Origin of the sequence: Gulosibacter sp., assembly GCF_052090685.1 — a bacterium.
Lineage (GTDB): Bacteria > Actinomycetota > Actinomycetes > Actinomycetales > Microbacteriaceae > Gulosibacter.
This window is the reverse complement of sequence record NZ_JBQDBE010000012.1, coordinates 22,759-34,733: the sequence shown is the minus strand read 5'-3', so window position 1 is coordinate 34,733 and position 11,975 is coordinate 22,759. Positions and strand designations below refer to the sequence as shown.

The 11,975-nt window shown below is 61.6% G+C and carries 10 protein-coding genes and 1 tRNA gene; 3 read left to right on the top strand and 8 right to left on the bottom strand.

All coding sequences use genetic code 11. From position 1 onward, the window contains the following. Positions 1-15 precede the first annotated feature (15 nt). From ACTHXA_RS09330 to pabB, 6 genes are all read right to left on the bottom strand, one after another. Positions 16-357: a cupin gene (locus ACTHXA_RS09330; RefSeq protein ID WP_441671655.1), complete on the bottom strand. Its 342-nt coding sequence runs from the start codon at positions 355-357 to the stop codon at positions 16-18. 136 nt (positions 358-493) lie between these two features. Further along, a complete protein-coding gene (locus ACTHXA_RS09325) occupies positions 494-1,858 on the bottom strand; it encodes an O-acetylhomoserine aminocarboxypropyltransferase/cysteine synthase family protein (RefSeq protein ID WP_441671653.1) in 1,365 nt (454 codons plus the stop codon). A gap of 90 nt (positions 1,859-1,948) precedes the next feature. Beyond that, positions 1,949-3,622 carry an ABC transporter permease gene (locus tag ACTHXA_RS09320; RefSeq protein WP_441671651.1) on the bottom strand — a complete coding sequence of 558 codons (1,674 nt, stop codon included), beginning with the start codon at positions 3,620-3,622 and terminating at the stop codon, positions 1,949-1,951. Then, positions 3,619-4,533, bottom strand: a complete 915-nt coding sequence (locus ACTHXA_RS09315; protein WP_441671649.1) for an ABC transporter ATP-binding protein — start codon at positions 4,531-4,533, stop codon at positions 3,619-3,621. Before ACTHXA_RS09315 ends, ACTHXA_RS09320 begins: the two co-directional genes overlap by 4 nt. A gap of 52 nt (positions 4,534-4,585) precedes the next feature. Beyond that, positions 4,586-5,407, bottom strand: coding sequence for an aminotransferase class IV (locus tag ACTHXA_RS09310; RefSeq protein WP_441671647.1), 822 nt, complete (start codon positions 5,405-5,407; stop codon positions 4,586-4,588). Further along, positions 5,397-7,463, bottom strand: a complete 2,067-nt coding sequence (pabB, locus tag ACTHXA_RS09305; RefSeq protein WP_441671645.1) for an aminodeoxychorismate synthase component I — start codon at positions 7,461-7,463, stop codon at positions 5,397-5,399. The genes ACTHXA_RS09310 and pabB overlap by 11 nt, the downstream gene beginning before the upstream one ends. Before the next feature lie 195 nt (positions 7,464-7,658). Between pabB and ACTHXA_RS09300 the strand changes: the two genes are divergently transcribed. Genes ACTHXA_RS09300 through ACTHXA_RS09290 form a run of 3 tightly spaced genes read left to right on the top strand, consistent with a single transcriptional unit; the run spans position 7,659 to position 10,353 of the window. Continuing rightward, positions 7,659-8,285 carry a TetR/AcrR family transcriptional regulator gene (locus tag ACTHXA_RS09300; protein ID WP_441671643.1) on the top strand — a complete coding sequence of 209 codons (627 nt, stop codon included), beginning with the start codon at positions 7,659-7,661 and terminating at the stop codon, positions 8,283-8,285. After that, positions 8,282-8,788: a PH domain-containing protein gene (locus ACTHXA_RS09295; protein ID WP_441671641.1), complete on the top strand. Its 507-nt coding sequence runs from the start codon at positions 8,282-8,284 to the stop codon at positions 8,786-8,788. Before ACTHXA_RS09300 ends, ACTHXA_RS09295 begins: the two co-directional genes overlap by 4 nt. Then, positions 8,785-10,353, top strand: a complete 1,569-nt coding sequence (locus ACTHXA_RS09290; protein ID WP_441671639.1) for a PH domain-containing protein — start codon at positions 8,785-8,787, stop codon at positions 10,351-10,353. Before ACTHXA_RS09295 ends, ACTHXA_RS09290 begins: the two co-directional genes overlap by 4 nt. Before the next feature lie 19 nt (positions 10,354-10,372). On the opposite strand, the gene ACTHXA_RS09285 is transcribed toward ACTHXA_RS09290, so the two are convergent. Continuing rightward, a complete protein-coding gene (locus ACTHXA_RS09285; protein ID WP_441671637.1) occupies positions 10,373-11,764 on the bottom strand; it encodes a threonine/serine ThrE exporter family protein in 1,392 nt (463 codons plus the stop codon). Positions 11,765-11,803: 39 nt separating this feature from the next. Then, positions 11,804-11,879: transfer RNA gene (locus ACTHXA_RS09280), tRNA-Thr, on the bottom strand. Positions 11,880-11,975 lie beyond the last annotated feature (96 nt).

The following is an 11,975-nucleotide window of genomic DNA, read 5'->3' as shown; positions in this document are numbered from 1 at the left end:
GGGCCTCATATCTGACTAAGAATAGGAGTCCCGGCCTACCCCGGTCACGGTGGTGAGCAGAAAAGCAGCATCTTCTAGCGCGAGAACGGCATGCCGCTCGTGCGTGAGTGGCCACAATTCACCTTCGCGAATCTCACTTTGCGTGTCTCCATCGAGCTCCACGCGGATTCGCCCGACGAGCACTTGAATGCTTCCTGCCGGTGGGGAGTTGTGTTCGGGAAGGATGGTGCCCTCGCAAAGCGCGATGATTGTTTGCCGGAGTTCACCGTCATGGACCACGAGCCCCGCATCCCTTCCGCGCTCGCTTTCGCGCGCGGCCTGCAGGTGCTCGTAGGCCATTACATTGAGATCTACCATTGCTCGCCTCCCTTGGCGTCGCCGCGAGATCCCGCTGCTTAAACCATAGCTTCGATGCCGCCACCCATCGAAAGTCTGTGCACTCTCAACAATGGCAGCGCACTATTCACCTGGCCTAAAGACGAACTCGTCAGGTTCAAGCACCGTGGATGCGCACCACGGCCGCGAGCGCTTGGTCGAGATCCGCAATCAAATCGGCGACGGATTCAATGCCTATGGATAGTCGAATCAGCCCGTCGTGGATGCCGAGTCGTGCTCGGTGCTCCGGGCTGAAGCCATTGTGCGTGGACGTGCGGGGGTTGATCGCCAGGGAGCGCACATCACCAATATTCGTCATTCGCGAAAACACGCGGAGGTGATCGATGAAGGTTCGGGCGCCCTCGAGTCCGCCCGTGACCGTGACACCGAAGACCGACCCGGTACGACCGCCGTAGAGTCGTTGGGCGAGGTCACTATCGCGTCCGCCGGGCAGTCCCGCAAAGTCCACCGATTCCACCCCGGCTTGATCGACGAGCCACTGTGCAATCGCAACCGAGTTGTCCACGTGCCGTTCCATCCGCAGCGAAAGCGTCTCCATCCCTTGCTGCAGCAGGAAGGCATTGAAGGCGGAGATTGCCGGCCCGATGTCGTTGACGGCGGTCTGCCGGATGTACTCGGCAAAGGCGCGCTCATTGCCGCTGCGCTCGAGGAAGGACGGGCTCGTCGACGACTGCCGATCGGTGAGCAATGCGTAGCGGCCGTTTGTTGCGGTCCAGTCAAAGCGTCCGCCGTCCACGATCAGTCCCGCGAGCCCGGCGCCCTGGCCGGCGAGAAATTTCGTTGCCGAGTGCACCACAATGTCGGCGCCGTGTTCGATTGGTCGAATCAAGTACGGGGTCGCGACGGTGTTGTCGACCACCAATGGGATGTTGTGCCGGTGCGCGATCTTGGCGATCGCTTCGATGTCGGTGATGTCATTTTTCGGGTTCGGGATGGTTTCGGTGAAGATCAGCTTCGTCTCAGGGCGGATGAGTGATTCCCATTCATCCTCGTCTCGCCAGTCCCAGACGTAGTCAACGCTGATCCCGAGCCGCTTCATCGCGCGATTAAAGATGATCTGCGTACCGCTATAGATGCTCGCAGTGGAGATGAAATGATCCCCGGCTTCGAGGAGACCGAAGAGCACCGAGCTGATTGCGGCCGTGCCCGAGGCGACAGCCACGGCACCGGTACCGCCTTCGAGCGAAGCGATCTTTCCCTCCGCAACCTCCGCGGTCGGATTGAGGTGGCGTGAGTAGAGCTGGCCCTCGTCTTCGAGACTGAAGCGGTCCCAAGTCTGTTGGAAAGAGTCGAACCGAAAGGCGTTACTAATGTGGATCGGCACCACGCGGTCGCCGTGATCCAATTGCGGTCGCTCCCCCGCGTGCACTTGGCGCGTTTCGAAACCGAACCCGTCCCAGTCATAGTTGGGCTCGACAACCGTCGAGGTGTTGTCAACGATTGCGTCGGCGGATTCCGTCACGATCCCCTCCACGTGGTGCTTAGTGCGAACTGCCCTAATCTGTCACGAGGCGGGCGCGGATGCGAGTCCGGTGTCGTTACATTACGTTCGCTACTTCGAACTCAGGTCGCGCTGGCGAAAACCCACCATCCCGATGGCCGTCAGCAGCGCAGCCAAACCGCCCATAATCAGCAGCGGTGCGGCCGCAACGTCTTCGATGGGATACAGCGGCGTATGCCGCAGCGGCGAGAGGTCCATCGCCCAATCGGGAAGCCCCAGGAGTCCCCCAAGGAATAGCACGATGGCGACCCAAATCACCAGGACCCAGGCGATCACTGTGAGCCTCGGCAAGGCTCCGTACAGCGCAACCGCGAGGGAGGCAATGAGGAGGATCGCGGGTAAGTACAGCAGCGAAGCGAGCAGGATGTCTCCGATCCGTTCGGCTTCCTCGGTGCCGAGCGCAACACCGATGCCGACGCTGAGCCCGAGGGTCACGGTCACGATCAGCGTGTGGACCGCCACGGTGCTGAGCCAGCCGCCGAGGTAGCCGTTCCGCGAGCGACCCGAGACGATGAGTTGCTCAGTGCGGCCCGATTCTTCTTCGGTTTTCAAGCGCAAAATGCCGGAGACCGCGAGAATGATCGGTGCCAGCAGGACGAAGGAAAGAATGATCGCGGCGAATTCGCCGGTGAGGTCGGTCCCTTCGATTGCAATCCAGTCCGCGAGCGCCGGATTCTCTTGCAGCATGTCGTCGAGGTAGGACGCAAGTGACCCCATGGCCACACCGAAGAATACCGTGCCCAGAGTGGTCACAATCACCGTGCCGCGGGTGAGTCGATCGGCCAGTCCCCACGGCATCAAAAGCGCTCGGGAGGCCCTCGCACGGCCGGGTTGCGGCGCACGAAGCCCGGCACCGAGGTCGCGTCGGCGCGCGAAGGTGACGGCGAGCACGAACAGCAGGATCACGACGCCGAACGAGACAGCCAGAGGCCACCAGCGAAGGTCCACGAATACGCGGGTCTGCTGTGCCCAGGCGAGCGGTGAGAACCACGAGAGCCACGAACCCTCGGGTTCAATCACGTCGCCCATCCCCCGCACTAAAAATGCGGCCGCGAGTGTGCCGGCAGTCAGGCCGGTCACCGCGCGAGCGTTCTCCGTAAGTTGGGCGATCACGATCGCGATGCCCGCGAAGACCATCCCGGTGAGCGCGGTGCCGAGCCCGAACGCGATCGATTCTGTGGCATCCATTTCACCGGCAACAAGGCCGAGGGATGTGGCAAGGCCGACCAGCAGATTCGCGAGGCTGACCGTGACCACCGCTGCGGTGGGATGCGCAAAGCGGCCCACCGGGAGCGAGCGCAGCAGTTCGAGTCGGCCCGATTCTTCTTCCCCGCGGGTGTGTCGGACAGCGAGGAGCAGCGACATGATCGCTGCCGCGAGGAGTACATAGAGGTAGAGCTCATTCGCGACCATGGCACCGAAGGTGTAGTTGTCGAGCGCCAGGGCGGGCCCGGTCATGATGATGGTGGCCGGGTTCGTCAGCAGCGTCGCACGGGACTCGAGCGATTCGGCGGTGGGAAACGCTTCGTCCAGTGCGAGCACGGATGACCACACGCCGAGGCCCATTGCGAGTACCCAGATCGGGATCCGGAGGCGATCGAGTCGGAGGTTGAAGCGGATGAGCGCTGCGGTGCCGGTGAGTGGGCCGGCCGCCTTGGGTGGAGGCGTGGCACGGCCGGTTGCTTCGGCGGCTTGCGGTACGGGTGTCTGCAGTGAGGCGTTCATCCTGCCACCACCTCGGCCGCTATCTCATCACCGTAATGGCGCAAAAAGAGGTCCTCGAGTGAGGGCGGGGTAATGGTGACGTTCTCGATACCGCCGGTGGCGAGCGCTTGCAGCAGCTTCTCGAGGTGCGTGCCGTCAATATCGAATTCCACGGTACGGTCGTGGGTCCTGAGGTCGTGCACCCCTTCGAGCTGGGCAAATTCTTCGGCGGGTCGGTCGGTGAGGAGCACAACGCTCGAGCGCGTGAGGTGTCGGAGCTCGGCAAGGGTGCCCGATTCCACGGCTTTTCCGGCCCGGATGATCGTGACCATGTCGCAGAGTTTCTCCACTTCGGCGAGGATGTGGCTGGACAGCAGCACTGCGCCACCCGCGTCACGAAGTTTGCGTGTCTCGTCGGTGAAAATCGCTTCCATGAGCGGGTCGAGGCCCGAAGTGGGTTCGTCAAAGACGAACAGCTCGGCATCGGATGCGAGGGCCGCGACAAGAGCGACCTTTTGTCGATTGCCTTTGGAGTAGGTGCGCGCCTTCTTCTTAGGATCGAGCTCGAATCGGTCGATGAGCTCCGCCAATCGCTTCTTGCTGTGTTGATTGCCGCGCAAGCGCAGCATCAGGTCGATGGCTTCCCCACCGGTGAGGTTTGGCCACAGGCTGGTGTCGCCGGGCACGTACGCGACGCGACGGTGAATGGCCACCGAATCGCGCCACGCATCCTGCCCGAGCACTTGGCAGGAGCCGGAGTTGGCGCGAAGCATGCCAAGAATGACTCGGATTGCGGTGGACTTACCGGCACCGTTCGGGCCGAGGAAGCCGGTAATTTTGCCGGTGGGAACGATCAGGTTGAAGTCGTCGAGCGCGCGGGTTGACCCGAAAGTCTTGACGAGGCCGCGCGCCTCTATTGCGTTATTGGTCATGGGGAACTCCGATCTGTTGCCGCGAGGTAGGCGTCCAGGAGGGTCGAGTTGTTCAGGAAAGCTCACGCAGCGACGGATGCGTTCGCCGGTTCCCGGCGTCGAAGTCCGAGTCTCCGATCGGTGCCAGCGTGTCCCACCACCAGTTCTGCCAGTCGGCAGCATCCGGATGCGCGGGAACGGTGATCGCGTCATCCCCAACACGCACCTCGGGCACCGGGCTGACGCCGTGCACAGAGTTGAGGAACCACAGCGGTCCGTCGCCGAGTTCGGAGGGATAAATAGCGCGGAATGTTACGGGGATATCGAGCGCCATCGCGCGATCGTATGCTTGCCGCAGGGTGACGCTCGCCAGCTGCTGCTCGAAGCGATTTGAAATGACTATGCCGCCGTCGCGCCAGTGCAAGAGCGCGCCGGTTGTGGTTTCGAGCAGTGCCCCGTCTTCAGCCAGCAAAATCACGTCATCGGCCGGCGCGGTGGCTTTTGCGGCCGCGAGACGCGGGATATCAGGTCCCTTAATTAGCGGACTGTGCCGCGGGTCTTCGCCACGGTAAAGCGCGAGCGTCGTGCGCTCACGCGCGGGCATGCAGGGTCGCACCGCAAGGATGAGGCTTGCGGCTTCCAGGCTGATCCGGGGAAAGAGCGATGCTTCGGTTTCGCTGGCGAGTACGTCGACCATGCCCTGCCAGACCGCCGGCCAGTCGAATTCCGCCTGCGAAACGCGACCAACCGCATCCTCAAATCTGGCGAGATGGTAACCAAACGCAGCCACCCGGCCCGACTCACTGCGCCAGGAATCCGCGACGAGCAACTCCCCCGGCGCTGTGCGATCAAGATGAACGAAGCGGCCTGCCTGCCAGAGGAATTCAGTTGCCACGGGTCGCTCCCAACGCTCGCGAAATTACGCCGCGAAGTGCGGCCGCTTTGAGGTTCTTTTCAACGATTTCGGCGTTGGCATCGGAATCGAGCACGATCGCGCCACCGGCACCGATTTGGAGCTTCGTGCCACTTTTCACGATGGTGCGAATCACGATATTGAGTTCGGCCTGCCCGTCGACACCGAGGTATCCGACCGTGCCGGAATAGATGCCGCGCGGTCCCGCCTCCAGCTGGTCAATGATCTCGAGCGTGCGCGCTTTGGGCGCCCCGGTCATGGAGCCACCGGGGAATGTGGCCCGTAAGAGATCCACCAGCGTGTGGTCCTCACGCAGGGTGCCACGGATGCTCGAGACGAGTTGGTGTACCTGCGCGTAGCTCTCAATCTGCATGAGGGATGGGACGGTCACCGAGCCGATTTCGCACACCTTCCCGAGGTCGTTGCGCAGCAGATCGACGATCATGAGGTTTTCTGCGCGGGTTTTCGAGTCCATTTGCAGTTCGAGCGCGAGCGCGGCATCCGCATCGGGATCTATGGCGCGCGGGGCGGTTCCTTTTATTGGTTTCGATTCGACCGTCCGGTCTCGGTCAACGCGCAGGAAAAGTTCGGGTGAGGCGGACAGCACTTCAACGTCATCGCCAAAGGTGCTGAACCGGAAATACGCGGCATACTGCGCCGGACTGTGGCGCCGTAGATCCTGATATACGGCAAGACCATCCACTGAACCCTCGGTCTCGAAGGTGTCGGTGAGGCACACCTCGTAGGTGTCCCCGCGCAGCAGCGCCGCCTTGATATCGGTGATGCGCGACTCGTATTCACGGTCGCTGAGGCGCCAGTTGCCGGCGTCACGGCGCAATCGCTCGGATTCGGCACGTGCCGGTTCGGTACTGCGGTGTTGCGCCGATTCCACCCGAGCAGGGGCAACCCGGAGCGCATCCCGCAGCCGCGCCAAGAGGTACTGTGCTTCCTTCCGATCGTGGGCATCATCGCCCGTGCGCACCAACAAGTGCACGCGCGAGAGTTGATGGTCCACAACGATATGCGCCTGTGGCAGCACCCAATAGGCATCGGGCTGCTCGGACCGGTGCGTGACGATGTGCCGCGCATCCGGCACGGTGAGCGACTTCATTTCGTATCCGAGGTATCCGAAGAATCCGCTCGAATACGGGATGTCACTCTCAGCGACGGGATGCGCTGCCAGTTCCTGCTCGAGGTAGGTCAGAATGTCGACATCGTGTTCTGCCGAGTGGTCACCGGTACGCACTTCCGTCTTTCCACCGACGCGATATCGGATGGTGCGAGCGAGACTGCCGAGGTTAGTGCCGAGCACGCTGTACCTACCGGAATCCTTCGTGCGGAGTGCCGAGTCCAACCAGAAAGCCGCGGTCGCACCCCGCTGCAGTTGCTCGAATGTGGCTTCGCAGTCGAGGTCCAAGTCGAGGCTCTCCCGCAGGAGTTGCGGTTCCGCCCGCGGCTGCAACTCGAGAAAGTTCCCGATCAGCTGCGCACCGTGCTCGGTGAGAATCGATTCTGGGTGAAATTGCACGCCCCAGTGCGGCCGGTCGATCACTTCAAGCCCCATAATCACCCCGTCTTCCGCCCGGGCATGGATGCGCACAGTCGCCTCATCCACGTCGCGTACGTGGAGTGAGTGGTAGCGAACCGCGTCAAAGTCTTGTGGGATGTCCCGGAAGATTCCCTCCCCTGAATGCGCAATCTGGCTCACAAAACCGTGACGCGCTTGCGGTGCCCGATCGACCGTGGCACCTGCGAGCATCCCAAGGCCCTGATGGCCAAGACACACCCCGAGAACTGGCATTTCGGTTGCCGCGACGAGCGCCGCTTGTGAACCGCTGAAATCCGCATGTACGGCGGGGGTACCGGGGCCCGGAGAAATCACGAGGTGACTGAATTCGCCAGCCCCCAAGCGTTCCGGAATCCGCTGTGCGAATACATCATCGGCCGAAACCACGAGCGGTAGCTCGCCCGTTACCGCAGCAATGAGCTGAGCGAGGTTGAAGGTATAGGAGTCGCGGTTATCAATGATCACGATCACGCTGTCGGCCACTCCCTTCGCGGAGCCGACTGCCGTTGCTAGCGAGAGACCTCCCGCGGTCCCAAAGACTCCATTGCCGAATCCACGCTAGCGCAACCGAGACGGCACTGGGACACACCTTTCGCCGAACTTCGCCGACAATCGCACCTGCTAAACACTCAGTGAGTTTTAGTTCGGTCGTACTAAAATTTGGACATGTCGACAAAATCGGATGCGGTGTCCTCAAAACCGCGCACCTTTATCGAGGAGGCACGACGCTCCCAGATCGTGACCGCCGCAGCCGAAGTCGTCGCGGAACTGGGGTATGCCCGCACTTCAATTGCCAAAATCGCGGATCGGGTCGGCGTCTCCAAAGGGGTCGTTACCTACTACTTCGGCACTAAAGACGAACTCCTTCGCCTCGTGGTGACGCGCTTTTTCGACCGGGGTTGGGCACACATGGAACCTCGGGTCTTGGCCGCACCGTCCCCGACCCAACAGATCAAGGAGTGGATCGCGGCCGAGTGGGAATTCTTCGAACAGCATCGCACCGAGTTTCTCGCGATGAGTGAGATCGTCACGAACCATCGCTCCCTCGATGGTTCGCTCGCCTACGCCCACGAATTCGACGAGGAGCTCTCCGCCATGATCGAGCTGCTCGAGGCCGGCCAACAACTGGGCGAGATTCGTGCTTTGAACGCACCGAGCGTCGCCGGCATCATCCTCAAATCCGCAAGCAGCATCCTCGAAACCTGGGCATTTGACCCGACTATCGATCTCGATGCCGAGCTCGTCGTCTTGCTCGACTTCATCGATCACGCCATCGCCAAGGAGCCGTTATGAATGAACCCTCCGCAAGCCACCGCAGACTTCGTCCACCAAAACACGGCGTTGAACGGCGTGCGATCGGCTGGTGGATGCTGCAATCGGTCGTCTACATTGGCCCAATTCTGGCGGCGGCTATCGCGGCCTACCTTTTCTGGCCGAACGCGCGTTTCTGGGTCGCGTTCGTTATCGCCGCTGTCGCGGTATTCCTCGTCATTGCAATCACCGTTGAACCGTTCTGGCGGTATCGGGTACACCGCTGGGAGACCACACCCGATGCCGTCTATGCCCGAAGTGGCTGGCTCGTGCGCGAATGGCGGGCCGCCCCGCTCTCGCGAGTGCAGACCGTGGATGCGATACAAGGCCCCCTCGAGCAAGTCATGGGGCTCGCAACACTCCGGGTAACGACCGCATCCTCGAGTGGCGCAATCGACATCGTCGGGCTTACCAAAGCTACGGCAGAGCGCGAAGCCGAACAGCTCACGCAAATCGCGCAGCTCACCCCCGGAGACGCAACATGAACGCGCTCGCATCCGAAACGCCCAATCCCGACAACGCTGAGGGGACCAGTTCAGTCGAGTGGCAGCGCCTCAGCAGCAGAATTATCTGGGTGGATCTCGCCCAAACGGTGCTGTCCATCGCTCCAATTGTGATCGCGCTCCTCGTATTCCGCTTGGAGTTCGGCGCAAACCAGCTCTGGCCGCTGGTCGGCATCGCAATCTTCGGTGTATTTGCGGCGGTCGCGGATGCGGTTCGGTGGCTCGTGACGAGCTATCGGGTGACGGACACGCATGTCGAAGGACGCACCGGCCTCTTCACCCGCGTGACGCGTTCAATCCGTCGCGACCGGATTCGCAGTGTCGACATAGAAGCGAAACTGCGGCATCGCATCACCGGACTTCGAGTCGTCAAGATCGGTGCGGGCCAGCAAGCTGCGGCCGGCGAGTCAGCGTTGTCTATGGACGCATTGAGGTCCGCCGACGCGAAGCAGCTGCAGGGATTGCTACTTAATCCGGATACGCAAGAGCGGATTGCCAGTGAACTCGAGGACGATGCCACCGCCAGCGAACCCATCCGCTCTTTTGCGCACTTCAAACCGAGCTGGGTCATCTATAACGTCTTCAATTTCTGGGCGTATGTGCTCGTGCTCGGTCTCGCTTGGGGTGCGTATTGGCTCCTCACCACATTCGGTATCGACCTGCTTGAGATCGCGTTCACGCTACTTGATTGGGATTCTTTCGGTTGGTTTGGCAGCTCGCTCATCGTGCTCGCGGCTGCCACTGTCTTCGGTGTCCTCGCCCTGGGATTCGTCTATTTCGCTGAGTACTGGAATTTCGAGTTGTCCCGTCACCACGGCCCGGAGGGCACGATGCTTCGCACCAGGCAGGGCCTCTTCACCACGCGCGAAGTCAATCGGGATGAAAATCGCATCCGCGGGATCGATATCAACGAGCCGCTGTTATGGCGTTGGCTCCGGGTAAGCGACACGAGCGTCATCACCACCGGGTTGGATATGAACGCGATGTCACAGCCCGCGGCGATCCTGCCGCGCGGCCCGCTGCCGCACACGAAGAGGATTGCTTCCGAAGTGCTCGGCAGCAACGAGGAGCCACTTTCTGCGCCGCTCAACCGCCATCCTCGTCGCGCTTTCCTCCATCGCGCGTGCTGGGCAACCACGTTCTCCGTCATCGTCGCAGCAGTGCTGCTCACATTCATCGTCACGAATCTGATTGGTGCCGAGTGGCTGTGGGTCGCTGCCGGTTGTTGGATCATCGGACTTGTCGGGGCGTTCATCCACTATCGAGCCCTCGGGCACACGATTCTGGGCAAATATCTCGTGACCCGGTCGGGCGTCCTCAATCGATCCACCAGCGTCCTGCAACGCGATGCCGTGAGCACCATCGTCATTCGTGAATCACTCTTGCAACGTCGGCTCCGATTGCAGTCGGTCGGTGCCATGACTGCCGCCGGTTACGGTGGCTACGACACTCCCGATCTTGATGCAAACACGGCGGTGACCTTCGCGGCCGCAGCCGCTCCCGGCATCCTCGAACCGTTCTTGGTCTTTGACCCTGACGAGTCGTGAACCGCGTTACTTGCGCCCGCTATCGCACTCGATTCCGACGGCGCACGACGCTCTGGAGTGTGTCGCGAACCGGAGCACCGAGGTAAAGTCCGAGGGAAGCTCCGGCCGCGAGCGCGATGCCGACCGCACCCGCGCCGACGAGCTCGGTGACACCCAGGATGAGGTTCTGCGAGTCACCCTCAGATTCCGCAACTTCCAGGATGCCGCGGAACACCATCGAGCCCGGCACCATCGGCACGATGGCCGCGGTAGTCACGGCGATTGAGGGGATGTGGAGCCGCTGGCCGATGATCATGCCTACAAAACTTGCGAACAGCGCGCCGACGCCACTGGCCAGCGCAATACTCGACCCCGAAAGGATGGCTGCGGTATAGCCGATCCAAGCGATGAGACCGACGACGATCGAAAACACAATCGTGCGCATCCGTGCCCCGTTCCACACGGCCACAGAAATTGAGATCACCGCGACGCCCGCGAACTGCATCGGTATCGACCCGAGCGGGGGCGCATCCGAACTGAGCGAGAAACCTATACCGAGTGCCTGTGCCAGCGAGACGCCACCGATAATGCCGATCACGACGCCGAGTGTGAGCATCGCCAGGTCGAGAATCCGGCCGAGTGCCGTAAGCGCGAAACCGTCAATCGCATCCTGCGCGGCACCGACCACCTGCATCCCGGAGAGCATGAGGACGATTCCGGCGGCCACGATAATCGACGGCCTGGCGCTCTCAAAGAACGGAACGCCGAGCATCCCGAGCCAATTTGTGGCGGCCGCGAATGCCGTGACGACGAGTGCACCGACCACCTGCAAAAAGAAATAGGGCAGGTGCACTTTGTTGAGCAGCCGAATGACAAGAGCAGCACTGACTGCAGCGAGGAAGGCGATCAGCCCAATCAGCCAGGACGCGCCAAACAGGAGGGCCACACCGAGCGTAAGCACTCCCTGCGCCAACACAATGATTGTCGGTCGGTAAATGAATGGTGTGCGTCGAATGGCGTGGAAGCGAGTGCGCGCCGCATCGAGCCCGAGCCCCTCTTCAATCTCTACGACCAGCGCCTGTAGCTGCTGCAGCTTCGCGTGGTCCGGCACGGGTGCGCGCACCACTCGGATGAGAGTGAAGGGATAGTCCGAGTCATCACGGTGGTAGGAGACCCCGATGGAGTTATAGGTGATATCAACGTGCACCGGCTTAATGCCCAACGCGGCCGCAACTCGGATGGTCGAGAGCATCACCTCGTTTGCGGGCGAGCCGACAGCCATGAGCGACTCCGCAATGCGCATCGCAAGGTCAAGTACTTTGCGGGCATAGACGTCATCGAGGGAGAGCAGCACTTCGGTCTGCGGGCGCGACGCTGGATCAGTATGGATCGCGTTTGCGAGCCGCGATCGCCAGTCCTTCCGAGAATTCATCGGGGTAATCATCGCATGCGTACGACCCCGGTGATTAAGTGGAGCCGCCTATCGGGTTCGAACCGATGACCTTCTGTTTACAAGACAGATGCTCTACCAGCTGAGCTAAGGCGGCGCGGCGTCCATCTTACGGGCAAAGGGCCCGCGAGCACCAATCAAGCTTTGCTGACTTCCGATGCGAGGGAACCGGCATTGTTTGGCATAAGCGCGC